This window comes from Streptomyces sp. NPDC017940, from assembly GCF_044328435.1.
GTDB lineage: Bacteria > Actinomycetota > Actinomycetes > Streptomycetales > Streptomycetaceae > Streptomyces.
In genome coordinates, this window is record NZ_JBIRHJ010000009.1 from 90,032 (window position 1) to 114,081 (window position 24,050).

At 73.3% G+C, this 24,050-nt stretch carries 23 protein-coding genes; 13 read left to right on the forward strand and 10 right to left on the reverse strand.

Going from position 1 to position 24,050, the window contains the following annotated elements; all coding sequences use genetic code 11:
- Positions 1-135: 135 nt before the first annotated feature.
- Both ACH4DX_RS28995 and ACH4DX_RS29000 read right to left on the reverse strand, forming a co-directional pair.
- Positions 136-1,239 carry a GNAT family N-acetyltransferase gene (locus tag ACH4DX_RS28995; protein WP_398157327.1) on the reverse strand — a complete coding sequence of 368 codons (1,104 nt, stop codon included), beginning with the start codon at positions 1,237-1,239 and terminating at the stop codon, positions 136-138.
- 1 nt (position 1,240) lies between these two features.
- Positions 1,241-1,642 (reverse strand): hypothetical protein, encoded by a 402-nt coding sequence (locus tag ACH4DX_RS29000; RefSeq protein ID WP_398157328.1) that lies wholly within the window; start codon positions 1,640-1,642, stop codon positions 1,241-1,243.
- 234 nt (positions 1,643-1,876) lie between these two features.
- Between ACH4DX_RS29000 and ACH4DX_RS29005 the strand changes: the two genes are divergently transcribed.
- Entirely contained in the window at positions 1,877-2,698 is an 822-nt protein-coding gene (locus ACH4DX_RS29005; protein ID WP_398121527.1) for an SGNH/GDSL hydrolase family protein, read from the forward strand.
- A gap of 7 nt (positions 2,699-2,705) precedes the next feature.
- On the opposite strand, the gene ACH4DX_RS29010 is transcribed toward ACH4DX_RS29005, so the two are convergent.
- Entirely contained in the window at positions 2,706-4,364 is a 1,659-nt protein-coding gene (locus ACH4DX_RS29010; protein ID WP_398157504.1) for a serine/threonine-protein kinase, read from the reverse strand.
- Between the two features lie 225 nt (positions 4,365-4,589).
- On the opposite strand from ACH4DX_RS29010, the gene ACH4DX_RS29015 reads away from it, so the two are divergent.
- Positions 4,590-4,760: a hypothetical protein gene (locus ACH4DX_RS29015; protein ID WP_398157329.1), complete on the forward strand. Its 171-nt coding sequence runs from the start codon at positions 4,590-4,592 to the stop codon at positions 4,758-4,760.
- A 354-nt stretch (positions 4,761-5,114) separates the two neighbouring features.
- Complete coding sequence (locus tag ACH4DX_RS29020; protein ID WP_030560169.1) at positions 5,115-5,387, forward strand: hypothetical protein; 273 nt, start codon at positions 5,115-5,117, stop codon at positions 5,385-5,387.
- Between the two features lie 245 nt (positions 5,388-5,632).
- Here ACH4DX_RS29020 and ACH4DX_RS29025 read toward each other — a convergent pair whose 3' ends face one another.
- Genes ACH4DX_RS29025 through hmgA form a run of 3 tightly spaced genes read right to left on the reverse strand, consistent with a single transcriptional unit; the run spans position 5,633 to position 9,003 of the window.
- A complete protein-coding gene (locus ACH4DX_RS29025; protein WP_398157330.1) occupies positions 5,633-6,838 on the reverse strand; it encodes a type ISP restriction/modification enzyme in 1,206 nt (401 codons plus the stop codon).
- Positions 6,839-6,863: 25 nt separating this feature from the next.
- Positions 6,864-7,613 (reverse strand): GntR family transcriptional regulator, encoded by a 750-nt coding sequence (locus tag ACH4DX_RS29030; RefSeq protein WP_398157331.1) that lies wholly within the window; start codon positions 7,611-7,613, stop codon positions 6,864-6,866.
- Between the two features lie 52 nt (positions 7,614-7,665).
- A complete protein-coding gene (gene hmgA, locus ACH4DX_RS29035) occupies positions 7,666-9,003 on the reverse strand; it encodes a homogentisate 1,2-dioxygenase (protein WP_398157332.1) in 1,338 nt (445 codons plus the stop codon).
- A 148-nt stretch (positions 9,004-9,151) separates the two neighbouring features.
- Between hmgA and ACH4DX_RS29040 the strand changes: the two genes are divergently transcribed.
- From ACH4DX_RS29040 to ACH4DX_RS29065, 6 genes are all read left to right on the forward strand, one after another.
- A complete protein-coding gene (locus ACH4DX_RS29040) occupies positions 9,152-9,883 on the forward strand; it encodes a TetR family transcriptional regulator (RefSeq protein WP_398157333.1) in 732 nt (243 codons plus the stop codon).
- A 104-nt stretch (positions 9,884-9,987) separates the two neighbouring features.
- The gene (locus ACH4DX_RS29045) at positions 9,988-12,381 is read left to right on the forward strand and encodes a molybdopterin oxidoreductase family protein (RefSeq protein WP_398157334.1); all 2,394 of its coding nucleotides are present in this window, start codon (positions 9,988-9,990) and stop codon (positions 12,379-12,381) included.
- A gap of 122 nt (positions 12,382-12,503) precedes the next feature.
- Positions 12,504-14,069 (forward strand): CitMHS family transporter, encoded by a 1,566-nt coding sequence (locus ACH4DX_RS29050; RefSeq protein WP_398157335.1) that lies wholly within the window; start codon positions 12,504-12,506, stop codon positions 14,067-14,069.
- The gene (locus tag ACH4DX_RS29055) at positions 14,069-15,397 is read left to right on the forward strand and encodes an MFS transporter (protein ID WP_398157336.1); all 1,329 of its coding nucleotides are present in this window, start codon (positions 14,069-14,071) and stop codon (positions 15,395-15,397) included. Before ACH4DX_RS29050 ends, ACH4DX_RS29055 begins: the two co-directional genes overlap by 1 nt.
- A 69-nt stretch (positions 15,398-15,466) precedes the next feature.
- A complete protein-coding gene (locus tag ACH4DX_RS29060) occupies positions 15,467-16,855 on the forward strand; it encodes an aldehyde dehydrogenase family protein (protein ID WP_398157337.1) in 1,389 nt (462 codons plus the stop codon).
- 107 nt (positions 16,856-16,962) lie between these two features.
- A complete protein-coding gene (locus ACH4DX_RS29065; protein ID WP_398157338.1) occupies positions 16,963-18,048 on the forward strand; it encodes a Zn-dependent alcohol dehydrogenase in 1,086 nt (361 codons plus the stop codon).
- A gap of 114 nt (positions 18,049-18,162) precedes the next feature.
- Here the strand turns inward: ACH4DX_RS29065 and ACH4DX_RS29070 are convergent, their stop codons facing one another.
- The gene (locus tag ACH4DX_RS29070; RefSeq protein WP_398121545.1) at positions 18,163-18,813 is read right to left on the reverse strand and encodes a TetR/AcrR family transcriptional regulator; all 651 of its coding nucleotides are present in this window, start codon (positions 18,811-18,813) and stop codon (positions 18,163-18,165) included.
- A gap of 86 nt (positions 18,814-18,899) precedes the next feature.
- Between ACH4DX_RS29070 and ACH4DX_RS29075 the strand changes: the two genes are divergently transcribed.
- Entirely contained in the window at positions 18,900-20,051 is a 1,152-nt protein-coding gene (locus ACH4DX_RS29075) for an acyl-CoA dehydrogenase family protein (RefSeq protein ID WP_398157505.1), read from the forward strand.
- 97 nt (positions 20,052-20,148) lie between these two features.
- A complete protein-coding gene (locus ACH4DX_RS29080) occupies positions 20,149-20,778 on the forward strand; it encodes a TetR/AcrR family transcriptional regulator (RefSeq protein WP_398157339.1) in 630 nt (209 codons plus the stop codon).
- Between the two features lie 40 nt (positions 20,779-20,818).
- On the opposite strand, the gene ACH4DX_RS29085 is transcribed toward ACH4DX_RS29080, so the two are convergent.
- Positions 20,819-21,286, reverse strand: coding sequence for a MaoC family dehydratase (locus ACH4DX_RS29085; RefSeq protein WP_398121549.1), 468 nt, complete (start codon positions 21,284-21,286; stop codon positions 20,819-20,821).
- Between the two features lie 95 nt (positions 21,287-21,381).
- Between ACH4DX_RS29085 and soxR the strand changes: the two genes are divergently transcribed.
- Positions 21,382-21,843, forward strand: a complete 462-nt coding sequence (soxR, locus tag ACH4DX_RS29090) for a redox-sensitive transcriptional activator SoxR (protein ID WP_398121551.1) — start codon at positions 21,382-21,384, stop codon at positions 21,841-21,843.
- Positions 21,844-21,851: 8 nt separating this feature from the next.
- Here the strand turns inward: soxR and ACH4DX_RS29095 are convergent, their stop codons facing one another.
- Complete coding sequence (locus ACH4DX_RS29095; protein ID WP_398157340.1) at positions 21,852-22,559, reverse strand: 3-keto-5-aminohexanoate cleavage protein; 708 nt, start codon at positions 22,557-22,559, stop codon at positions 21,852-21,854.
- 28 nt (positions 22,560-22,587) lie between these two features.
- Between ACH4DX_RS29095 and ACH4DX_RS29100 the strand changes: the two genes are divergently transcribed.
- The gene (locus tag ACH4DX_RS29100) at positions 22,588-23,109 is read left to right on the forward strand and encodes a hypothetical protein (RefSeq protein WP_398121555.1); all 522 of its coding nucleotides are present in this window, start codon (positions 22,588-22,590) and stop codon (positions 23,107-23,109) included.
- 78 nt (positions 23,110-23,187) lie between these two features.
- On the opposite strand, the gene ACH4DX_RS29105 is transcribed toward ACH4DX_RS29100, so the two are convergent.
- Positions 23,188-23,796 (reverse strand): hypothetical protein, encoded by a 609-nt coding sequence (locus tag ACH4DX_RS29105; protein WP_398121557.1) that lies wholly within the window; start codon positions 23,794-23,796, stop codon positions 23,188-23,190.
- Positions 23,797-24,050: the final 254 nt, after the last annotated feature.

The window sequence follows — 24,050 nt, forward strand, 5'->3', positions numbered from 1 at the left end:
TTGATGCTTGCGACGGTATGGCAAGACCTGGAACGGGGTCTCGCGTTTCGGATATTTGACCGTCTCTTCAGACACTGAACACGTGTCCGGAACTCTATTTTTCGGTGCCGTTCCCTGGCGCTTCCTGTGCGCTTCCTACTCTTTCCGCTGCCAGGAACGGATCTTTCCCAGGCTCTTGAGCAGGTGGTCTGCCGGTCCGAACAATGCCGGACGCCCGACGACGGTGTTGCGCAGCGCGCGTGCCGGAGCGCGGCGCGCACGATGGCCGATAGCCATGGGGTGGCGCGACGCCACCCACCCCTCGGAGACGGTGAGCTCACGTGTCTTCAGCGAATCCTTGTACTGTTTCTGGCCCCGGCCCAGATCGAGGTGCGCGATGCCGTCGGCGGCGGCCGCCTCGGCCATGCGCAGATGGAGCAGCAGGCCCGGCGAGTGCCGGGCGAAGTCCGGGTCGTACGCGGGGAACCAGCTCACGAGCACCCGCTCGCTGCGCAGCCCGAAGTGCCCGGCGACCGGGGTGCCCCCGGCGTAGAGCATGGACAGCGTGCCGGCGAAGGTCTCGCGGCGGGTGTGGAACAACTGGTGCACCAGGCTGGTGATCCAGTCGTGGGCGAAGCGGTCGCTGCGGCCCGTCCTGCGGTACTGCGCCGACTTCCAGCCGAGCAGCGTGCGCAGCATCCTGGGGTCGCGCTCGTCGTGCGCGTAGCGCAGTTCGCCGTGGTCGCGGGTGAGCCTGCGGCCCTTGGCGAGGGTGGAGCGCAGGAACTTCGGCGAGCGGGCGCGCACCCGGTCGAGGTAGGCCTCGTACCCCTGGTCGAGGTCCATCACGGGGGACGGGAAGAAACCGGTCGCCCCGGTCTCGAAGGCGGTCTGGCCGGCCGTGAGGTGGTCGAACTCCCACAGCACCAGGCCGCAGCCGCGCAGGAGTTGGTGCGCGTCCCAGGTGTAACCCGGGCGGTGCAGCACGCCCTGGCAGTCGGACACGCCCAGGCCGACGGCCCGGCCCACGCCGGTTCTCGACCTCTGGAACGGGAGGTACGCGGCCGGCTCGCCGTCCTCCGTGACCACGGCGACGCGCACGTTCGTGCGGACGCGCCCCATGGCGAGCGTGAACTCCGGTGACAGGAAGGGGTTCGAGAGTCCGGGAGCGCCGTTCAGATGGGCCTTGGACTGCATGTCGGTCCATGCCACCCGGTCGGCGGCGCCGAGCTCGCCCGGGCGGTACACGGTGATGTCCACGTCACGCGGTCCGTCCACTCGGGGTGCGGTCGCGCCGTCGCCGCGCCAGGGCCGACAGGTAGGCGAGCGCGCTGACCACGCCGACCGCCACGACACCCCCGCGGACCGACCACACGTGCAGCGCCAGCATGGCCTGGGCGACGAACAGATTGACCACGACCGCCCCGGAGGCGCAGGCCACGGCGCGGCCCCGGATGTCCAGCCCCCGCAGCCAGGGCGACAGGGCGAAGCCCGGCGCCCCGAGGAGGAAGAAGAGGACGAACGGGCCGCGCAGCGGTGAGGAGAGGTCGAGCAGTGCGAAGCCTGCCCCCACGCATCCGGCGGCCACGCCCACGCCCGCGAGGAGCGGTGCGTGGTCGGCGTGCTGCCCGTATCGCGCGTTCCTGATTCTGATGCTCTGCATGGGCGAATTTGCCCCCCAAAACGCCGGATGCCGGGCTTCAATGTGACCCAGTCCCCGGCGGCCCGTCAAGATGCGGAGGGTGTGTGCAGATGTTCGTTGTCGGACGGTGGTCCGGTCGGTGAACTCCTCTGGTGGGCAGAGGAATTACTGAAGAATTGATTGACATGGACACTACCCGGGGTTCGGGGTGCGTGCTACCACTGTCGAGGCAGAAATCCTGCTAAGGGAGGTTCCATGAGATTGTCCCGCTTCACGGCTTATGCTTCCTCACTTCTCCTGGCCGCCGCGAGCACCCTCACCGGGGTGGCCGCGGCGCACGCGGATTCCGGCGACAAGAAGGCCGCGGCACCCGCCTATGTGGCCCTCGGTGACTCCTACTCCTCCGGCCTCGGCGCCGGCAGCTACGACAGCGCCAGCGGCTCCTGCAAACGCAGCACCCGCGCCTACCCGGCCCTGTGGGCCGCCCAGAACGGACCCGCGAGCTTCAGCTTCACCGCGTGTTCCGGCGCGCGCACCGGCGACGTCCTCTCCGGCCAGCTCGGCCCGCTGAACTCCGGCACCGGCCTGGTGTCCATCAGTGTCGGCGGCAACGACGCGGGCTTCGCCGACGTGATGACGACCTGTGTGCTCCAGTCCGAGTCCGCCTGCGTCAACCGCGTCAACCAGGCCAAGGCGTACGTCGATTCGACCCTGCCCGGCCAGCTCGACCGGGTCTACTCGGCGATCGAGAGCAGGGCGCCGTCCGCGCGCGTGGTGGTGCTCGGCTACCCGCGCTTCTACAAGCTGGGGGGCAGCTGCCTCGCCGGCCTGAGCGAGGGGGAGCGCCGCGCCATCAACGGCGCCGCGGACCACCTCAACACCGCGACCGCCAAGCGCGCCGCCGACCACGGCTTCACCTTCGGCGACGTCACCCCGACCTTCTCCGGGCACGAGATCTGCTCCGGCGACTCCTGGCTGCACAGCCTCAACCTGGGCAACATCGGCGAGTCCTACCACCCCACGGCCGCGGGTCAGTCCGGCGGCTACCTCCCCGTGCTGCGCGGGGCCGCCTCCTGACGGGGCGTCACTGGTCGTAGGGCGATGAGGAGCCCCCGCCGATCGTGGGCTCCTCCTCGTCCTCGCAGGTCACGGCGTAGCCGACGGAGTTCGACGTGACGTTCGCGGGGCTGCGGACCTCGATGTGGACCGTGCCCGGGTGCGTGCCCGGATCCGTCCTGGAGGGCACCACCACATGCTGCGCCTCCTTGTTCCTGCCGCCCCCCGCGAGGAACGGCAGGGACTTCCACCCCGCATCGCCCGGCCCGCCCGCGGTGGTGACCCAGCGGTACTGCACCGCCACGGGCACCCGCCCCACCGTGAACCGGGCCGTGAACGACGGCGCCTCGGCGGACGGCACCGGGCACGGGCCGGTGTACGAGGTGCGGTGACCGGTGACGGTGACGTGCACGGACTGGGGGGTGTTGTCGCCCCCGCCCCCGCCGCCGTTCCCTCCGCTTCCGTTCCCGCCGCCGTTCTTGCCGCCGGTGGAGCCGCCGCCCGTCGAACCGCCGTCCGTGCCGCCGCTGTCGCCGCTCCCGCCGCCGTTCCGGCCGTCGTCGGTGCCGGAGCCGCCGTCTCCGCCGCTGCTTGTGCCCGGGGCGTCGCCACCGGTGTTCCCGGCGCCGCTCTCGTCGCTGGTCCCGTTGCCGCCTTCGCCGCCGGAGTCGTCGTTCACCAGGGCGTACGTGATGCCGCCGATGGCCAGGGCCAGGACGGTGAAGGCCGCGATCAGGGCCGTGCGGACGCGACGCTCGCGGGGTCCTGACGTAGTGGTCGTGGCGGTGCCGGGGGTGGGCGCCGCGCCGGTCGGGGCGGCGGAGCGCGGGCCCACGGGCGGGAGCGGAGGAGCGGGGTGAGGGGGGTCGGGCTGCCGGTGGGCGGTGACGGTCGGCTGGTAGGGGGGTGACGAGGGCGACTCGGCGCGCGGGGTGTGCCCCTCGGCCACCAGGCGCAGATCGCGTTCGGTGTCCGCCGCGAGCGAGCGCTCCGCCGGGTCCTTGCGCAGCAGCCCCTCGATCACGGGCGCCAGCACTCCCGCGCCGCGCGGCGGCGGCAGCTCCTCGTCGACGACGGCGCGCAGGGTGCTCAGCGGGGTGTTCTGCCGGAACGGCGAGACGCCCTCCACGGCCGCGTACAGGAGCACGCCGAGGGACCACAGGTCGGACTCGGGCCCCGGACGGCGCCCCATCGCCCGCTCCGGGGCGAGGAACTCGGGCGAGCCGACGACCTCGCCGGTCATGGTGAGGGCGGAGCTGCCCTCCACCGTCGCGATCCCGAAGTCCGTGAGCACCACACGGCCGTCGTTGGCCAGGAGTACGTTGCCCGGCTTGACGTCCCGGTGCAGCACCCCCGCGCCGTGCGCCGCACGCAGGGCCGCGAGGACCTCCGCGCCGATGTGCGCGGCCCGCCGCGGGGGCATCGGGCCCTCGGACTCCAGGGCGTCCGACAGGGAGAGGCCGCGCACCAGCTCCATCACGATCCAGGGCCGGTCCTCGTCCATGGCGACGTCGTACACCGTCACCACGTTGCGGTGCGGGATACGGGCGGCGGCCCAGGCCTCGCGCTCCAGACGGGCGTAGAGCCGCTCGACCTCACCGGCGGGCAGGCCCGCGGGCGCGCGGACCTCCTTGACGGCGACCTCGCGGCCGAGGACGTCGTCCCTGGCGCGCCACACGGTGCCCATGCCGCCCTCGCCGAGCGGGGCGAGGAGGCGGTAGCGCCCCGCGATCACTCGTGCTCCGTCGGTCACGACGCCCCCCTCCGCGGCCGTGCGATTCTCCACAAAAGTAGCTCAACCGAGCGTGGTTGCAGCCCCCTTGCGCACCGATCCGCCCCCCTCAGTCCCCCCGGGGGCGCCCCGGAGCGTGGCCACGCGCCGGTCCTTGCCGCGCTCGCCGCTCCCGCCGCCGTGCTCGCCCTGGTCGCTACCGCTCTGCTCGCTTTCGCCCTGGTCCGAGCCGACGGGCGCCTCGACGAGGAGAAGGCTGCCGGGCGTGAGATCGCCCACGTCCTCACCGCGCCCGACACCCGCGCGGTCTCGGGGTCCTCGCCTCCCGGGAGCGACGACAGGCCGTGGTGACCGCCGCCGGGCCCGACGGGCGCTCGGGGGCCGGGCGCAACAGCTGTGGGTGACACGCACCGGGGTGCCGCCCCGCTCCCTCGGCCTCCCCGACGGCGAAACGCCCGTCGTCGCGCGTGAACTCCGCACCGGCGCGGGATCACTCGCTGTGACCGTCGAACCGGCCGCTGCCCCGTCGCGGCCCGCGTCCTCGCCGGTTGTCCAACTCGCCCTGAAATCAGTTGGATTCGGAGAGTAATCGTCAACCTCCTTGCGGGGTAGGTGAATCCTGCGACCGGGATACACGAGTGTCATGCTGGGGCGATAGGGTTAACCTGCCCTGGGCCGGGTGCCCTCGTACGGGTGGGGAGTGACATGGAACAGATAACAGTGCGCAGCAGGGCGAGGGTCCCTGCGATCACTTGTGGGAGCGGCGCGAGCAGTTCGCGCCTCGACCGTCATCTCTCGGTGCTGGGCGGCCCCGCCGTCCCGCAGCGCGAGGCGGCCGAGGCGACGCTGCTGATGCGCGAGCTCACCTCGCGTGACGTCGCGCACGACCGCAGCGGCGGGAGGCGTGCTCGGGTACGCCGGGTCTCGCTGTTCGCACCGCTGCGCAGGTTGCGGCGTTCGCTGTTCGGCAACCACTAGTTTCCGGCGTGGGCGCCGTCGGCATCGGGCCGTGGCGTCCCGCCGCCCCTTCCCCGCTCCTCCTCGGCGTGGGCGCCGCCCGCACCGGGCCCTGGCGCCCCGCCGTCCCCTTTTCCCACCGTCCGCCCTTCTCCCCGGGCGGCCCCCACGGACCGTAGACGCACCCGGCCCGCTCTCCCCGGCTGAGCCCCGACCGCCACGTGTCCTTCCGACGGGACGGGACGCCGCCGCTCCCGTCGGCGCACTCACAGCAGCGCGAACTGTCCCCCCGGCCCCTCCTCGTGATGGTCGAGGACGGACGCGGGACGCCGTGCCCGCTCCGGGGCGGGCAGCACCCCGGCGGCCCGCAGCTCCGCACCGGTGATCAGGTCGCCGTCCCCCACGGTGAACGGCTCCTCCTCGGCGAGGAGCGCGAGGACGGTGATCAGCTCCAGGAGCTGGGACGTCCAGGCCTGGGGCCAGACGGCGGGGCGGACGGCCTCCAGGGTGCCCGGCTCCGCGGCGGCCGCGCGCCGGTCGAACCACAGCTGGAGCACCCGCACCCCGCTCACCCGGAAGTCCCAGGCCCCCGCGGGCACCGGCGAGACGACCCCGCCCCCGCCCACCAGGAGGGCCTCGTCGTCGGGTGCGTACGCGAGCGCCTCGGGCCGCGCGGGCAGCGGCGAGCGTACGTAGGGCCGCCGCCCGCCCGGCAGCCTGGGCCGCTCCCCGCCCGCGCCGCGAAGGTGCAGCCACCGAAGGCGCCGCCCCGCGGCCAGCCCCCGCGCCCACGTCCCGGCATCGGCGGGCAGCGGCACCGCGCAGCCGGCCGCCGAGGCCCGCGCGGCGGCGAGGACCCACGCGAGGACGTCCGCTGCGGTGACGTCGGTGCCGTACGCGGAGGCGAGGAACGGCAGCAGGCCGGGGGCCAGGTTGGGTTCGACGCCGCCGGGCCGCCGGAACAGGGGGCGGATCCGGCCGGGCCGCCCCGCCGGTGAGCGTCCGTCGGGGAGCACGGTGGACGCCAGGACCGGGGGGCCCGGGGAGCCCGCGCCGGTGTCGGTGACGTACCCCTGCTCGGTCAGGAACACCTGCCCCTCACCGCGGACCCGCCACAGCTCGGGCCGTGCCGCGTCGATGAGCCGGTGGTCGGGAATGAGCCACTGCTCGTCGAAGGGCCCGTGCAGCACCCGGACGGGCTCGGGACACGGCCCCGCCGCGCGGGCGAGCCGCTCCGTGGCGCCGTCGAAGCCCGGCAGCTGCGCGACGGCCGTGTGCAGGGTCCGCGCCCGGGTGGGCCCGAACAGGGCCTCGCGGTCGGCGCCCTCGGCACGGACGAACGCGTCCCACCGTGCCTTCAGGGACGCGGCGTCGGGCCCCATCGGCCACCCGCGCCCCGGCCTGAGCGGCGCGACGGACCACGGCATGAGATCCGCGAGCAGCGGCGCTTCGTCGTGCGTCACGCCCGGCATCGTACGACGGCCCGCCGGAGCGCCATCAGGTCGCGTCCAGCGTGACCGTGAAGGAGAACCGGTCACCCCGGTAGTGGATCCGCACCACGTCCAGGGCCCGCCCCCGATCGTCGTAGGTGATGCCGGTGTAGTGCAGGATCGGGCTCAGGAGCGGCACTTGGAGGAGGCGGGCCGTCTCCGGGTCGGCGAGGCGGGCCTCCACCGTGTCGGTGATGCGGGAGATCTCCACGCCCACCACGTCCCGCAGGACCTTGGTCATCGGCCACCGCTCGAGGTCGGCGGGATCGACGCGCTCCGCGAGGTCGAGGCGGATGTGGTTGCGGGCGTGGTTGGTGGGCTCGCCCGTCTTGGCGTCGCTCCGCAGGCGGTGGTACGTGGCGACCCGGTCCACGTCCGGGAAGTACTCGGCGAGTTCGGCGGGCACCGGCTCCTGCCCGTGGGACAGGAGCGCGGTGTCCATGCCGGACTGCTGGGCCACGATCGCGTCGACGGAACCCAGCAGCCGCACCGGCGACCCGCGCTGCACCCCGGGCTCGATGAACGTGCCCCGCCTGCGGTGCCTGCTGATCAGGCCCTCGTCCTCCAGCTCCTTGAGCGCCTGCCGCATGGTGAGCACACTGACGCCGTAGTGCCCCGCGAGCTGCTCCTCGGTGGGCAGGCGCAGCGGGGCATCCGGCGCCCGGCCGAGTATCGAGGCGCGCAGCGACTGCGACACCTGATACCACAGCGGCAGCTTTCGGTTCAGGACGATCGAGTCCGGGGCGAAAGCGGTCACGAGCGACTCCGTACTTCCGTAGCGACGCGGGCAGCGGCCGGAAGTAGGGGTACTACGGCCGGAAATGACGCTCAAGACCCTGCCACACGTCGTCGTAGCGGTGCTGCAAGTGGTCCGCGTTCGCCGCCTGCGCGGTGGCCGTGACCGGCCAGCGGGTCTCGAACATGAACGCGAGGCCGTCGTCGATCTTCTGCGGCTTCAACTCGGCGGCACTGGCCTTCTCGAAGGTCTCCCGGTCGGGGCCGTGCGCCGACATCATGTTGTGCAGCGAGCCGCCGCCCGGTACGAAACCCCCCTTCCCGGCCGCCTTGGCGTCGTACGCGCCCTCGATCAGGCCCATGTACTCGCTCATCACGTTCCGGTGGAAGTACGGCGGCCTGAAGGTGTCCTCGCCGACCAGCCAGCGCGGCGCGAACACCACGAAGTCGACGCCCGCGAGGCCCGGGGTGTCGGAGGGCGAGGTGAGCACCGTGAAGATCGACGGGTCCGGGTGGTCGTACGAGAGGGAGCCGATGACGTTGAAGCGGCGCAGGTCGTACACGTACGGGACGTGGTTGCCGTGCCAGGCGACGACGTCGAGCGGGGAGTGGCCGTAGGTCGCCGACCAGAGGTTGCCGCAGAACTTGTTGACCACCTCGACGGGCCCCTCGACGTCCTCGTACGCGGCGACGGGAGCATGGAAGTCACGGGCGTTGGCCAGGCCGTTGGCGCCGATCGGGCCGAGGTCGGGGAGCTGGAAGGCCGCGCCGTAGTTCTCGCAGACATAGCCGCGGGCGCTCTCGTCGAGCAGCTCCACGCGGAAGCGGACGCCGCGCGGGATCAGGGCGACATGGCCCGGCTCGGCGTGCAGCAGCCCGAACTCGGTGCGCAGCAGGAGCCCGCCGTGCTCGGGCACGACGAGCAGCTCGCCGTCGGCGTCGCTGAACACCCGGTCGGTCATGGAGGAGTTGGCGTGGTAGAGGTGCACCGCCATGCCCGTGCGCTGGGTGGCGTCACCGTTGCCGCCGAGCGTCCACAGGCCCGCGAGCCAGTCCGTGCCCGGCGCGGGCGCGGGCAGCGGGTCCCAGCGCAGCCGGTTGGGGTCGGGCACCGCCTCGGTGAAGGGAGCCGTGCGGAGCGCTCCGTTGTCGACGCGCGTGAACGCCGGGTGCGCGGCCGACGGGCGGATGCGATACAGCCAGGAGCGGCGGTTGTGGGCGCGCGGCTCGGTGAACGCGGTGCCGCTGAGCTGCTCCGCGTACAGCCCGAGGGGGGCGCGCTGGGGGGAGTTGCGGCCGTGCGGCAGGGCGCCGGGCAGGGCCTCGGAGCTGTGCTCGTTGCCGAAGCCGGAAAGGTGACCCAGGCCCTCGGCGGTCTTGCGCGTGTCGTTGCTCGGGTGGTCCCCGCTCATCACAGCTCCCTCGGCTACCCGGTCAGTGAGGCTGACCCCGGGGCCCGGCCCCATGGACCGGACCTTATTCCTATGGAACACCGTAGGATTCGCTTTTTCCGTGCGCAAGAGGATCGATGAAATGTGAACGGTGCTCTACTCTCCCGGGATGCCCGAACCTCCCGGGACACCCGGCCCGAGCACCCCCCGGCACCGGCCCGCCGCCACCGCCGCCGCCCTGCGCCGCGCGCCCGTCCAGCGCCGCAGCGCCGAGCGCCTGACCCGCATCCTCGACGCCTGCGCGGCGCTCCTGGACGACGTCGGCTACGAGGACCTGACCACCCGGGCCGTCGCCGAACGCGCGGGCGTCCCCATCGGCTCCGTCTACCGCTTCTTCCCCAACAAGCGGGCCATGGCCGACGCGCTCGCCCACCGGAACCTGGAGCGCTACGCCGAGCGGGTCACCCGCCGCCTCGCCGCCGGCGGGACGGCCGACTGGCGTACGGCCCTCGACGTGGTGCTCGACGAGTACGTCACCATGAAGCGCACCGCCCCCGGCTTCACCCTGGTCGACTTCGGCACCCAGATCCCCGTCGGCGACCCCGGCGCCGCCCCCAATCACCGCGTCGCCGACCACCTCGCGCGACTGCTGTCCCCCTACCTCTCCCGCCCGCCCGACGCGCCCCTCTCCCGCCCGCCCGACGCGCCCCTTTCCCGCCCGCCCGACGCGCCCCTCTCCCGCCCGCCCGACCCAGCGGTGCGCCGTGCCTTCCTCGTCGCCGTCGAGACCGCCGACGCCCTCTTCCGCCTCGCCTTCCGCGTCGACCCCGCCGGGGACGAGGCGATCGTCGCGGAGGCGGGGGTGGTGCTGCGGGCCTACCTGGCGGGAGTTCTCGACTGACGTGCAGGGGCCGTGCTCGCCCTCGCCAGGGTGCATACCGGTCGGTATGCTCGCCGTGACCGCGTTGCCGCCCTTGTCGCCGTGCCGTCGCCCCGGAGGCCGCCATGCCCCGCACCGCCCCGCGCATCTGCCCCCTCTGCGAAGCCACCTGCGGTCTCACCCTCACGATCGAGGGCAGCAGGGTGACCGGGGTGCGCGGCGACAAGGACGACGTGTTCAGCCGGGGGTTCATCTGCCCCAAGGGTGCGTCCTTCGGTGCCGCCGACGGGGATCCGGACCGGCTGCGGCGGCCCCTCGTGCGCCGGGCCGGACGCCTTGAGGAAGCGACCTGGGACGAGGCCTTCGACGCCGTCGCGGCGGGGATCCGGCCGGTCGTCGAGCGGTACGGGCCGCACGCCGTGGGCGTCGTGCTCGGCAACCCGAACGTGCACACCATGGCGGGCGCCCTCTACCCACCGCTGCTGCTCGGCGGGCTCGGCACCCGCAGCCTGTTCACCGCGAGCACCGTCGACCAGATGCCCAAGCACGTCTCCAGCGGGCTCCTCTTCGGCGACCCGCTCGCCATCCCCGTACCGGACCTGGACCGCACGGACCACCTGCTCGTGCTCGGCGCCAACCCGGTCGAATCCAACGGCAGCCTGTGCACCGCGCCCGACTTCCCCGGCAGGCTCAAGGCGCTGCGCGCACGGGGCGGCAGGCTCACCGTCGTCGACCCGCGCCGCACCCGTACCGCGAAGCTGGCCGACCGGCACGTGGCGATCCGGCCCGGCACGGACGCGCTGCTGCTCGCCGCGATGGTCCAGGTCCTCTTCGCGGACGGCCTCGTCGCCCCCGGCAGGCTCGACCGGCACGTCACCGGGGTCGAGCGGGTCGCCGACGCGGTGCGGGAGTTCACCCCGGAAGCCGTCGAGGACGTCTGCGACGTGCCCGCCGCCACCGTCCGGGACCTGGCCCGCGACCTCGCCGCCGCGCCGAGCGCCGCCGTGTACGGACGCGTCGGCGCCAGCACCGTCACGTTCGGCACCCTCACCTGCTGGCTGGTCGACGTCCTGAACGTGCTCACCGGCAACCTCGACCGGCCCGGCGGCGCCATGTTCCCGCTCGCCGCCACGGACCGGGCACCGCGGCCCGCGGGACCCGGCAGGGGCTTCGCGCTCGGGCGCTGGCGCAGCCGGGCGAGCGGCCACCCGGAGGCGAAGGGCGAACTGCCGCTCGCCGCCCTCGCGGAGGAGATCGACGCCGTGCCCGGCGGGGCGGGGGGAGGTTCCGGTACCGCGCCCGGTGGGGCGGGGGGAGGTGCCGGGCCCGGTGGGGCGGACGGCAGTCCCGGCGCTGGGCCCGGCGAGGGTGGCGGAGGTCTCGGGACGAGCCCCGTCCGTGCCGTCGTCTGCGTCGCCGCCAACCCCGTGCTCTCCGCCCCCGACGGCGACCGCCTCGACAAGGCCCTGGCGTCCCTGGACTTCATGGTCAGCGTCGACCCGTACCTGAACGAGACCGCGCGGCACGCGCACGTCGTCCTGCCGCCGCCCCCGCCCGCCCAGAGCGCCCACCACGCCTTCGCCTTCAGCGCCTTCGCCGTACGCAACCAGGTCCGCTACACCCGCGCCGCCGTCCCCCTGGAGGAGGGCAGGTTGGCGGAGACCGAGATCCAGGCCCGCCTGGTGCTCGCCGTCACGGGCCTGCACGGCGCCGACCCGGCGGCCGTCGACGCCCTGGCAGTCCAGCGGACGCTCGCCAAGGCCGTCACCGAGCCGCACACGCGCGTGCACGGCCGCGACCCCGAGGAACTCGCGGCACAGCTCACCGGGGAGAGCGGCCCCGAGCGGCGCCTGGACATGATGCTGCGCCTCGGCCCCTACGGCGACGGGTTCGGCGCGGAACCCGAAGGACTCAGTCTCCGACGCCTCCTCGACCACCCGCACGGCATCGACCTCGGCCCGCTCACCCCACGCGTCCCGCAACTCCTCAAGACCCGCAGCGGACACATCGAACTGCTTCCGGGACCGATCGCGGACGACCTCCCGCGCCTCAGGGCCGCCCTCGAGGACGCACGTGCCCGGCGCGCCGCCCTCGCCACGGGCACGGCCGGGGGAGACCTCGTCCTGGTCGGCCGCCGCCATCTGCGCTCCAACAACAGCTGGATGCACAACGTGCCCACCCTCAAGGGCGGCACCAACCGCTGCACCCTGCACGTCCACCCCGACGACGCCGCCCGGCTCGGCCTCGAAGACGGCGGGCCCGCGCTGGTCGGCGCGGCGGGCGGCGAGATCACCGTACCCGTGGAGATCACCGACGCCGTGCGCCCCGGCGTCGTGAGCCTGCCGCACGGCTGGGGCCACGACCGGCCCGGCACCCGGCTGAGCGTGGCCGCCGCCGACCCGGGCGCGAACGTCAACCAGCTCCTGGACGGCACCCTCCTCGACCCGCTCTCCGGCACCGCCGTGCTCAACGGCTTCCCGGTCTCCGTCACCTCACCGCACCCGGCAGAGCTTCGCTGACCTGGAGTTTTGCGCTTATTGCTCGCGCGTCAACATCTTGTTAACGCTGGATCGCCGGTCCTACGGTCATCCGAAACCGCCAGTCCTGGTGGGAGTTCGATGGTGAACGTTAGGTAGCCCCCATGCTGACAATCCTCGGGTTCGTCATGATCGCCACCTTCCTGGTGCTGATCATGATGAAGAAGATGTCGCCGATCGCGGCACTCGTGCTGATTCCCGCGCTCTTCTGCGTCTTCGTCGGAAAGGCCGCCCACCTCGGGGACTACGTCCTCGAAGGCGTCGGCAACCTCGCGCCCACGGCCGCGATGCTCATGTTCGCCATCGTGTACTTCGGCGTCATGATCGATGTCGGCCTCTTCGACCCGATCGTCCGCGGCATCCTGCGCTTCTGCAAGGCGGACCCGATGCGGATCGTGGTCGGCACCGCCGTGCTCGCCGCGATCGTCTCGCTCGACGGCGACGGCTCCACCACGTTCATGATCACGGTCTCGGCGATGTATCCGCTCTACAAGCGGCTGAAGATGAGCCTCGTGGTGATGACCGGAGTCGCCGCCACCGCCAACGGCGTGATGAACACGCTGCCCTGGGGCGGCCCCACCGCCCGTGCCGCCACCGCGCTCAAGGTCGACGCCGGCGACATCTTCGTCCCCATGATTCCGGCGCTCGCCTGCGGGCTCGTCGCCGTCTTCGTCCTCGCGTACGCCCTCGGCCTGCGGGAGCGCAAGCGGCTCGGGGTGCTCTCGCTCGACGAGGTCCTGACGGAGACCGAGACCGAGGCGGGGGCCGCGACGGGGACGGCCGGGGAGACGGTGCTCGTCCAAGCCGGGGCCGGGGCCGGGAGCGGTACGCGCGCAGGTGTGCCGCGGGCGGACCTGACGAAGACGTCGCCGTCCGGAGGGGCGGGATCCGGAACGGACGCCGACATCCCCGGCGAGGGCGCCTCCGGCGTGACCGCCTCCGGTGGGGCCGCCGCCTCCGGCGAGACCGCCTCCAGTGGAGCCGCCGCCTCCGACGCCGCCCCCGGCGGGGAGTCCGACGACGACGGCTTCCAGGGGCTCGACCCCCACCGCCCCACCCTGCGTCCCAGGCTCTACTGGTTCAACGCCGGTCTGACGGTGCTCCTCCTCACCGCGATGATCATGGAGTGGCTGCCGATCCCGGTCCTGTTCCTGCTCGGCGCCGCCCTCGCCCTCACCGTCAACTTCCCGCACATGCCGGACCAGAAGGCCCGCATCGCCGCCCACGCCGAGAACGTACTCAACGTCACCGGCATGGTCTTCGCCGCCGCCGTCTTCACCGGCGTCCTCACCGGCACCGGCATGGTCGACTCCATGGCCGACTGGCTCGTCGGCACCATCCCCGACGGCATGGGCGGCCAGATGGGCCTGGTGACCGGCCTCCTGTCGATCCCGCTCACCTACTTCATGTCCAACGACGGCTTCTACTTCGGCGTCCTGCCGGTCCTCGCCGAAGCGGGCCAGGCGCACGGCGTCTCCACCCTGGAGATCGCCCGCGCCTCCATCGCGGGCCAGGCCCTGCACATGTCGAGCCCGCTCGTGCCCGCCGTGTACGTCCTCGTGGGCATGGCCAAGGTCGAGTTCGGCGACCACACCCGCTTCACCGTCAAGTGGGCCGTGCTGACCTCGCTCGTCGTGCTCGGCGCCGGCATCCTCTTCGGCATCATCTGATGCGGCCAGGACGCGGCACCGGCTCCCGTCCGTCCGGCCTGGGCTGGCTGCTGCGTCTCGTCATCGCCTTCAGCTTCGCGCAGGGCGCGGTGTCGATGGCGCGGCCCGCCGTCTCCTACCGGGCGCTGTCCCTCGGCGCCGACGAGCGGGCCGTCGGCGTCATCGCCGGGGTGTACGCGCTGCTTCCGCTGTTCGCCGCCGTACCGCTCGGCCGCCGCACCGACCACGGCCGCTGCGCACCGCTCCTGCCGGTGGGCGTCGCCCTCATCGCGGGCGGCTGCGCGCTCAGCGGCACGGCGGCGTCCCTCGGCGCGCTCGCCGCGTGGAGCGGGCTCATGGGCCTCGGCCACCTCTGCTTCGTCATCGGCGCCCAGTCCCTCGTGGCCCGGCAGTCGGCGCCCGCCGAACAGGACCGCGACTTCGGCCACTTCACCATCGGCGCCTCCCTCGGCCAGCTCGTGGGGCCCATCGCCGCGGGCGCCCTCATCGGCCCGGACATGGACCGCAGCAGCGCCCTCGCCCTGGTGGCCGCCGTCGCCGTCGCCGCGGCCGCGGTCACCTCGCTGTGGCGGATCGAGTACGCCACCGGGCGCGGGCCGGAGGGGGCGCCCGCGGCCGCGGGGTCGGGCGGCGTGAACGGGTCCGCGGCGGCGACCGGCTTGAGCGGGTCCGCGGCGGCGACCGGCTTGAGCGGGTCCGCGGGGTCCGCCGGGGCCGCGGGCAAGGTGCCCGTACTCGGGATCCTGCGGGCGCGGGGCGTGCCCGCGGGCATCTTCATCAGCCTCGCCGTGCTCTCCGCGACGGACATCCTCACCGCCTATCTGCCGGTCGTCGGCGAGCACCGGGGCATCGCGCCCGCCACCGTCGGGGTCCTGCTGAGCCTGCGGGCGGCCGCCACGATCGCCTGCCGCCTGGTGATGACACCGCTGCTCGGGCTCCTCGGGCGGCGCGCGCTCATCACCGTCACGTGCTCCATGGGCGGAGTGCTGTGCGCCGCGATCGCGCTGCCGGTGCCCGTGTGGGGGCTCGCCGTCCTGCTCGTCCTGCTCGGCTTCTGCCTCGGTGTCGGCCAGCCGCTGTCCATGACGACCGTCGTCCGGGCGGCGCCCGCGGAGGCGCGTTCCACGGCCCTGGCCCTGCGGCTCACCGGCAACCGCCTCGGCCAGGTCGCCGCCCCCGCCGGCGCCGGTGCGATCGCGGGCGTCGCGGGGGCGGGGGCGCCGTTCGTGACGCTCGGCGTGCTGCTCCTGGTGGCGGCGGGTCTGGGGTCGCGGCCGGCAACCCCGCGGGACCGGTCCGGCGAGAGGGCCCTGGCGACAAAAAACTAACGGCGCTAGTTTGGGTCCCCGACGAGTGCCGGACGGCACCCGTGCGCGATCGTGCTGGGGAGGAACGGGATGAAGGCCCACGACGGGATGTACATCGCGGGCGCATGGCGCCCGGCCGCGACGCGGGACACGATCCCCGTCGTGGACCCGGCCGACGAACAGGTCATCGCCCACGTCCCCGCGGGCACCGCGGACGACGTGGACGCGGCCGTGCGCGCGGCCCGGGCCGCGCTCCCCGCCTGGTCGGCGACCCCGCCCGCCGAACGCGCGGCGAGGATCGGTGCCGTACGCGACGGCCTGGTCGCCCGCAAGGACGAGATCGCCGCGACCGTCACCGCCGAACTCGGCGCCCCGCCCGCCTTCTCGCAGGCCGTGCACGCCGCCCTCCCGATCCTGGTCGCGGGATCCTACGCGGACCTCACGGCCACCTACCCCTTCGAGGAGAGGGTCGGCAACTCCACCGTCCACGCGGAGCCCGTGGGCGTCGTCGGTGCCATCACGCCCTGGAACTACCCGCTCCACCAGATCGTCGCCAAGGTCGCCCCGGCCCTCGCCGCCGGCTGCACGGTGGTCCTCAAGCCCGCGGAGCACACCCCGCTGACGGCGCAGCTGTTCGCGGAGATCGTCCACGACGCGGGCCTGCCCGCGGGCGTCTTCAACCTCGTCACCGGCCTCGGCCCGGTCGCGGGCCAGGCACTCGCCGGGCACGACGGCGTGGACCTGGTGTCGTTCACCGGCTCCACGGCCGTCGGCAAGCAGATCGGCGCCGTGGCGGGCGCGGCCGTCAAGCGCGTCGCCCTCGAACTCGGCGGCAAGTCCGCCAACGTCATCCTGCCGAGCGCCGACCTGGCCAGGGCCGTCAACGTCGGCGTCGCGAACGTCATGGCCAACTCCGGCCAGACGTGCAGCGCCTGGACCCGGATGCTCGTGCACACCTCCCGGTACGAGGAGGCGGTGGAACTCGCCGCGGCCGCCGCGGCCAAGTACGGCGACCGCATCGGCCCCGTGGTGAGCGAGCGGCAGCGGGCGCGCGTACGCGGCTACATCCAGCGCGGCGTCGAGGAGGGCGCCCGCCTCGTCACGGGCGGCACCGACGCCCCGCGCGCACACGGCTACTACGTACGCCCGACGGTCTTCGCCGACGTCACCCCGGACATGACCATCGCCCAGGAGGAGATCTTCGGTCCGGTCGTCTCGCTCCTGCGGTACGAGGACGAGGACGACGCCGAAGCCATCGCCAACGGCACCGTGTACGGCCTCGCGGGCGCGGTGTGGGCGGGCGACGACGCGGAGGCCGCCGCCTTCGCCCGGCGGCTGCGGACCGGGCAGGTCGACATCAACGGCGGCCGCTTCAACCCGCTGGCGCCGTTCGGCGGTTGGAAGCAGTCCGGGGTGGGCCGCGAACTCGGCGCCCACGGGCTCGCCGAGTACCTCCAGACCAAGTCGCTCCAGTTCTGAACGCGCCGTACACGGCACCCCGTGTGCCCCACCCCGTCCCTCTCCACGCCGCCGCCTCCTCCTCCTCCACCTCCACCTCCGCCTTCCGCCGCTAGGAGTACGCCATCGTGGTCCGCGTCCGTGCCGCCGTCCTGCCAGCTGTCGGCTCCCCCCTGGAGATCACCGACATCGACCTGCCCGAGCCGGGCCCCGGCCAGGTGCGGGTGCGTCTGGCCGCCGCCGGGGTGTGCCACTCCGACCTGTCGCTGTCCGACGGCACCATGCGGGTGCCCGTTCCCGCGGTGCTCGGGCACGAGGGAGCGGGCACGGTGGTGTCCGTCGGCGAGGGCGTCGGGCACGTCGCGCCCGGTGACGGCGTCGTCCTCAACTGGGCCCCGTCCTGCGGCCGCTGTCACGCCTGCGGGCTCGGCGAGGTGTGGCTGTGCGGGGACGCGCTCACGGGTGCGGGCGCGGTGTACGCGCGGCGGGCCGACGGCACCGACCTGTACCCCGGCCTGAACGTCGCCGCGTTCGCCGAGGAGACGGTGGTCCCCGCGGCCTGCGTCCTTCCGGTGCCCGACGGCATCCCGCTGACCGACGCCGCCCTGCTCGGCTGCGCGGTCCTGACCGGGTACGGGGCCGTGCACCACTCGGCGCGGGTGCGTACCGGCGAGACGGTGGCCGTGTTCGGCGTCGGCGGGGTGGGCCTCGCCGCCCTCCAGGCCGCCCGCATCGCCGGAGCGGGGCGGATCGTCGCGGTCGACGTGTCGCCGCGGAAGGAGGGGCTGGCGCGCGCCGCCGGAGCCACGGAGTACGTGGTCGCCTCCGACGCCACCGCCCGTGACATCCGCAAGCTGAGCGGGGGACACGGGGTGGACGTGGCCGTGGAGTGCGTGGGGCGTGCCGTGACGATCCGTGCCGCCTGGGAGTCGACGCGGCGCGGTGGGCGCACCACGGTCGTCGGCATCGGCGGCAAGGACCAGCAGGTCACCTTCAACGCCCTGGAGATCTTCCACTGGGGCCGCACCCTGTCCGGCTGCGTCTACGGCAACTCCGACCCCGCCACCGATCTCCCCGCCCTCGCCGGGCACATCCGCGCGGGCCGCCTCGACCTCGCCGCCCTCGTCACCGACCGCATCACCCTGGACGGCATCCCGGCGGCGTTCGAGAACATGCTGGCGGGCCGGGGCGGGCGGTCGCTGGTGGTGTTCTGAGGTCACGTGGGGGGCCGCGTCCCTGCCGCCGCACCGGACGCACTCCTTCCGCCGTACCGGACACGTCCGTCACCCCGTACCGGACAGTCCGTCACCCCGTACCGGACGCGTCGATCAGCCCCTGCGCCGCGCCGCGGGCAGGCGTTCGTACTGGACCGCCAAGCCGTCGAGCAGCGCCCGCAACCCCGCCTCGAAAGCCCTCTCGTCCACGACCTCCTGACGCTCGGCGAGCAGATGCGCCTGCCCGAGATGCGGATAGTCGGCGGGGTCGTACGCGGCCTCGTCGTCGACGAACCCGCCGGCGAAGGACCCGAGCGCGGACCCCATGATGAAGTACCGCATGAGCGCGCCGATCGACGTGGCCTGGGCCGGCGGCCACCCCGCGTCGACCATGGCCCCGAACATCGCGTCGGCGACCCGCAGCCCGGCCGGGCGCCGTCCCGGCCCGCGGGCCAGGACCGGGACGATGTTCGGATGCAGGGTGAGGGCCGCGCGGTAGGAGACGGCCCAGTCGTGCAGCGCGCCGCGCCACTCCCTGCCGTCCTCGAACATCGTCAGGTCGACCTGCGCGCTGACCGAGTCCGCGACGGCTTCGAGGATCTGGTCCTTGGTGCGGAAGTGGTTGTAGAGCGAGGGCCCGCTGACGCCCAGCTCGGCGGCCAGCCTGCGGGTGGACAGGGCGGGCAGGCCCTCGGCGTCCACGAGGGCGCGCGCCGCTTCGACGATGCGATCTCGGCTGAGGAGGGGCTTGCGCGGTCGGGCCATGCGGCACATAGTAGGGCTGCCAACATAAACTAGCAGTGCTAATTTATGTCCGGAAGCAGCTCGGGAGCGAACAGGGGGTGCCCGCGATGGACCTGGAGCTGAGCGCGGAGCAGGAAGCCGTCAGGCGGCTCGCCGAGGACTTCGTCGCGCGCGAGATCGCCCCGCACGCGACCACCTGGGACCGCGCCGAAAGTGTCGACAAGTCGATCGTGCGGCGCCTCGGTGACATCGGGTTCCTGGGGCTGACCATCGACGAGGAGTACGGCGGCTCGGGCGGTGACCACCTGGCGTACTGCCTGGTGACGGAGGAGCTGGGGCGCGGCGACTCCTCGGTGCGCGGGATCGTGTCCGTCTCCCTCGGCCTGGTCGCCAAGTCCGTCGCGGCCTGGGGAAGCGAGGAGCAGAGGCGGCGCTGGCTGCCGGGGCTCACCTCGGGCGAGTACATCGGGTGCTTCGGGCTCACCGAACCGGGCACCGGCTCCGACGCGGGCAATCTGGCCACCCGGGCGGTCCGCGACGGGGACGCGTACGTCGTCAGCGGCTCCAAGATGTTCATCACCAACGGGACCTGGGCCGACGTGGTGCTGCTCTTCGCGCGCACCAACGACGCCCCGGGCCACAAGGGCGTCTCCGCCTTCCTCGTGCCCACCGACTCGCCGGGCCTGACCCGCAGGGCCGTGCACGGCAAGCTCGGTCTGCGCGGGCAGGCCACCGCCGAACTGGTCCTCGACGGTGTACGGGTGCCCGCGGACGCCATGCTCGCGGGCGAGGGCAAGGGGTTCTCGGTCGCGATGTCGGCCCTCGCCAAGGGGCGGATGTCGGTGGCCGCCGGGTGCGTGGGCATCGCCCGTGCCGCCCTGGACGCGGCCGTCGCGTACGCGGGCGAGCGCGAGCAGTTCGGCAAGAGCATCGCCCGGCACCAGCTGGTGCAGGAGCTGCTCAGCGACATCGCCGTGGACGTCGACGCCGCCCGGCTCCTCACCTGGCGGGTCGCCGACCTGATCGACCGGGGTCTGCCGTTCGCCACCGAGTCCTCCAAGGCCAAGCTGTTCGCGTCGGAGGCCGCGGTGCGCGCGGCGAACAACGCGCTCCAGGTGTTCGGCGGCTACGGCTACATCGACGAGTACCCGGTGGGCAAACTCCTGCGCGACGCCCGCGTGATGACCCTCTACGAGGGGACGAGCCAGATCCAGAAGCTGGTCATCGGGCGGGCCCTCACCGGGGTGTCCGCCTTCTGACCGCCGCGATGCGGACAGGGACGGAAGGGCACGCTTGCCTAAGCGCTTGCTCACCCTCAGGGTAGGGTATCTGTCCTGATCGGTGGAAGGAGCACGCATGGGTGCGGCGAAGGAGACCCTCGGCGAGGAACAGCCGTGGGCCGAGGTCAGTCCCGACGCGGCGAGGCGGCTGCTGATCGCCGCCGTCGAGGCCTTCGCCGAGCGCGGCTATCACGCCACGACCACCCGTGACATCGCGGGCCGCGCCGGTATGAGCCCCGCCGCGCTCTACATCCACTACAAGACGAAGGAAGAGCTGCTCCACCGCATCAGCAGGCTGGGGCACGACAAGGCGCTCGACATCCTGCGCTCGGCCGCCGACGGCGACGGCACCCCGACCGAGCGGCTCTCCGCCGCCGTGCGCTCCTTCGTCCGCTGGCACGCGGGCCACCACACGACCGCCCGGGTCGTGCAGTACGAACTCGACGCGCTCGGCGCCGAGCACCGTGCCGAGATCGTGGCGCTGCGCAGGCAGTCCGACGCGGCGGTGCGGGAGATCATCGACGACGGGGTGCGGGCGGGCGAGTTCGACGTGCCCGACGTGCCGGGCACCACGCTCGCCGTGCTCTCCCTGTGCATCGACGTCGCCCGCTGGTTCAACGTCGCGGGGCGGCGGACACCGGACGAGGTCGGCGCGACGTACGCCGACCTCGTGCTGCGGATGGTGGGGGTCGCGCCCCAGGGGTAGCGGCGGGCCCGCGCCCCGGGAGCGAGGGCGGGCCCGCGCCTCAGAAGTAGTAGCGGGACACCGACTCCGCGACGCACGCGGGCTTGTCGCCGCCGTCCTCGCGCTCCACGGTCACGCGCGCCGTGACCTGGACGCCGTCGTCCTTGGTCGGCTCGACGGCCGCGAGCACCGCGGTCGCCCGCACCCGGGAGCCCACCGGCACGGTGGCGGGGAAGCGGACCTTGTTCGTGCCGTAGTTGAGGCCCATCCTCATGCCCTCGACCCGCATCACCTGCGGTACCAGGGCGGGCAGCAGGGACAGGGTCAGATAGCCGTGCGCGATCGTCGTCCCGAAGGGGCCCGCGGCCGCCTTCACCGGGTCGACGTGGATCCACTGGTGGTCGCCGGTGGCGTCCGCGAACAGGTCGACGCGCTTCTGGTCGATCTCCAGCCAGTCGCTGTACCCGAGCTGCTCGCCGACCGCGGCGCGCAGCTCGTCGGCTGACGTGAAGATCCTCGGCTCTGCCATGTCCCGGCCTCCCGGACGTAGGTGTACTAAGCGCTTGCTCAGCATGCGGGGTGGCGCCGACCGCTGTCAACGGACCAGCCAGTAGGCTTCGATGGGTGCCCCAGATCCCAGAGAAGATCCACGAACTCACCGTCGGCCAGCTGGCCGCGCGCAGTGGCGCGGCGGTGTCCGCGCTGCACTTCTACGAGACCAAGGGACTCATCAGCAGCCGGCGCACCTCGGGCAACCAGCGGCGCTACCACCGAGACACGCTGCGCCGCGTCGCCTTCATCCGTGCCGCCCAGCGCGTGGGCATCCCGCTCGCCACGATCCGGGACGCCCTCGCGGAACTGCCCGAGGGGCGCACGCCCACGCGCACGGACTGGGCGCGCCTGTCCGAGACCTGGCGTACCGAGCTGGACGAGCGCATCACGCAGCTGGGGCGACTGCGCGACCACCTCACCGACTGCATCGGCTGCGGCTGCCTCTCCCTGGAGAACTGCGTGCTCTCCAACCCCGACGACGTCTTCGGCGACCGCATCGTCGGCTCCCGCCTCCTGGGCGAACGCCGCACCTGACGCCGCCGCTACGGGCCGAGCCGGAGCGCCGCCGCCACCAACTCCGCGTTGGAGCGCGCCCTGCGCCCGTCCGGCAGGTGCAGGGTGTCCTCGATGCCGATGCGGCGGGCCAGGTTCAGGCGGGTGGCCAGGGTGAGTACGGGCCAGGTGCCGCCCTCCTCGCCGTGCAGGAGTACGGGGCGGCCGTGGGCGGTGCCGATCGCGGCGAGGAGGTGCCGGGCCGTGGCCGCGGCGGTGGCCGGGTCGGGGTCGGTGACCTCCGCGAGGACCCGCAGCACCCGCGGGCCGAGCGGCGACGCGGCGAACCGCGCGGCACCGTCCGTGCCGGACCAGATGCCCGCCTCCACGCCGATCCCGCGTTCGAGCAGGGCCCGCGCGAGCTCCTCCGCGCCCGGCTCGTGCCAGTTCACGGACGCGTGGTCGGGCAGGACCTCCCACTCCCGCACCTGTGCGACGCGCGCCGCCGGGTCGGGTTCGGCCCACGCGCCCGTCGTCACCCCCACGGTCACGCCGACGGCGGCACGCACCGCTTCGAGCGTCGCCGCGACCGCCCGGGGCGCCACGGTGTCTTCCCCACAGGGGGTCTTGGGGTGTACATGGACATCGAGTGCGCCGACGGCGACCGCCTCCGCGGCCGCCGTGGCGAGCGCTCCGGGGGACAGCGGCACGGCCGCGCCGTGGTCCGCGCCCCTGGCGCCGTTCAGACATACCTGCATGACGTCATCACAGCACGGGGGAGGCCATATGGGCATCGCGGTCTGTTCGTTGAAGTGGGAGTCGGCCCGCAGCGGACGCCAGAAGATCGTCTACGACAGCGACGGGTACCACCTGGTGCGCTTCCCTTACGTCCACGGCGAGGAGCAGTACGACCCGTGGCACATGCACGACCCGGGGCGCGGCGGCACCACCGCGCCGTCCAAGTTCCCCGACGCCCGCTCCGGTCTCGTCTGGCCGAGCCACGACGGGTGGGGCACCCTGTCGGCGCTGGTCTTCTGGGAGCCGGACAGCAGGCCGACGGAGTACCGCGCGCGGTTCGTGCGGGACCCGCTGAGCCTGTCGACGGGGTACGACTCCACGGCGACCACCGACTCCGTACCGACTCGCGGAGGGCAGTACCGCGCGTACTCCTGGCAGATGTTCGTGCACCCGGGAACCCCGGTGGGCCTGAAGGTGTCCGCACGCGGCCCGGGCGACGTGAGGATCGCCGCGCCGCTGATGCTCGCCGAGTTCAAGCTGGCCATACAGACGGACGTCATCAGGCCCTGAGGCACCCGCGGCCCCGGCTCACCGGGGCGGCGGCGGCCTCACCGCGTGTGTGGCGGGCTCACCGCGTGCGTGGCGGGCTCACGCGGAGACCAGCGTGCGCGAGCGCCGCCTGCGTGACTGCCGCACCGCCTCGGGAGTGAGGACGGGGGCGGGCACCACGATGCCGCAGCCCGTGCAGACCGGGCCCGACGAGGGTTCGTGAGCCAGTCCGTAGCGCCACTCCAGGTCGGGTTCGGCGCACACGGGGCAGACGCCGTCCGGGTCCTTCTCGAGGGCGGTGATGAGTTTGCGCAGTACGTCGGCGAGCGGCGCGGACGGATGCACACCGGGGTCGTCGCACCAGGCGATCCCGTGCCCGCCCCAGGTGCAGCGGTGCCAGTCGTCGAAGCTGCCGGGGCGGCGGAGGCCGTCGTGCTTCTCCCTGCGGCGGCGGCGCGCGAAGCCCTCCTCGTAGGCGAGCCAGACGGCTCGGGCCGCCTCCAGTTCGTCGAGCGCGGCCACGAGCCGCGCCGGTTCGGGCGACCGGTCCTCGGGACCGAACCCCGCGCGGGAGCACAGATGGTCCCAGGTCGCCCGGTGGCCATAAGGGGCGAATCTCTCCAGGCACTTGCGCAGTGAGTACCGCCGCAGTGCCAGATCGCTGTAAGGATCACGCACCTGTCTCGCGAGACTCCGGAATCCGGCCATCGCCCTGCACCTCCGTCACCCGATCTCGGTCGTCGCCCGGGGTCCCGTGCCGGTGGATCCCGCGGTCAACGAGTAGACGTATCGACTCGCGTTTTGGTGCCATCCGATTTTCGGTGGCTTCTTTGATCGCGTGCCCCGCAGGTCAGCGGTGATGCATGGGAAAGCACGACATGGCCGGGAACGGAGGTGCGGGACCGCGGTTCGTGGGGACGGGGAGCAGGCGTCGTGTGGTGGTTGTGAAAAGGCGACGGTTG

Bases quoted from the DNA above. Each gene is read 5' to 3' on its own strand.
- ACH4DX_RS29000 (WP_398157328.1), bottom strand. From the start codon at position 1,642: ATGCAGAGCATCAGAATCAGGAACGCGCGATACGGGCAGCACGCCGAC.
- ACH4DX_RS29005 (WP_398121527.1), top strand. From the start codon at position 1,877: ATGAGATTGTCCCGCTTCACGGCTTATGCTTCCTCACTTCTCCTGGCC.
- ACH4DX_RS29010 (WP_398157504.1), bottom strand. From the start codon at position 4,364: ATGGGCACCGTGTGGCGCGCCAGGGACGACGTCCTCGGCCGCGAGGTC.
- ACH4DX_RS29020 (WP_030560169.1), top strand. From the start codon at position 5,115: ATGGAACAGATAACAGTGCGCAGCAGGGCGAGGGTCCCTGCGATCACT.
- ACH4DX_RS29025 (WP_398157330.1), bottom strand. From the start codon at position 6,838: ATGCCGGGCGTGACGCACGACGAAGCGCCGCTGCTCGCGGATCTCATG.
- hmgA (WP_398157332.1), bottom strand. From the start codon at position 9,003: ATGAGCGGGGACCACCCGAGCAACGACACGCGCAAGACCGCCGAGGGC.
- ACH4DX_RS29040 (WP_398157333.1), top strand. From the start codon at position 9,152: ATGCCCGAACCTCCCGGGACACCCGGCCCGAGCACCCCCCGGCACCGG.
- ACH4DX_RS29045 (WP_398157334.1), top strand. From the start codon at position 9,988: ATGCCCCGCACCGCCCCGCGCATCTGCCCCCTCTGCGAAGCCACCTGC.
- ACH4DX_RS29050 (WP_398157335.1), top strand. From the start codon at position 12,504: ATGCTGACAATCCTCGGGTTCGTCATGATCGCCACCTTCCTGGTGCTG.
- ACH4DX_RS29055 (WP_398157336.1), top strand. From the start codon at position 14,069: ATGCGGCCAGGACGCGGCACCGGCTCCCGTCCGTCCGGCCTGGGCTGG.
- ACH4DX_RS29060 (WP_398157337.1), top strand. From the start codon at position 15,467: ATGAAGGCCCACGACGGGATGTACATCGCGGGCGCATGGCGCCCGGCC.
- ACH4DX_RS29070 (WP_398121545.1), bottom strand. From the start codon at position 18,813: ATGGCCCGACCGCGCAAGCCCCTCCTCAGCCGAGATCGCATCGTCGAA.
- ACH4DX_RS29075 (WP_398157505.1), top strand. From the start codon at position 18,900: ATGGACCTGGAGCTGAGCGCGGAGCAGGAAGCCGTCAGGCGGCTCGCC.
- ACH4DX_RS29080 (WP_398157339.1), top strand. From the start codon at position 20,149: ATGGGTGCGGCGAAGGAGACCCTCGGCGAGGAACAGCCGTGGGCCGAG.
- ACH4DX_RS29085 (WP_398121549.1), bottom strand. From the start codon at position 21,286: ATGGCAGAGCCGAGGATCTTCACGTCAGCCGACGAGCTGCGCGCCGCG.
- ACH4DX_RS29095 (WP_398157340.1), bottom strand. From the start codon at position 22,559: ATGCAGGTATGTCTGAACGGCGCCAGGGGCGCGGACCACGGCGCGGCC.
- ACH4DX_RS29100 (WP_398121555.1), top strand. From the start codon at position 22,588: ATGGGCATCGCGGTCTGTTCGTTGAAGTGGGAGTCGGCCCGCAGCGGA.
- ACH4DX_RS29105 (WP_398121557.1), bottom strand. From the start codon at position 23,796: ATGGCCGGATTCCGGAGTCTCGCGAGACAGGTGCGTGATCCTTACAGC.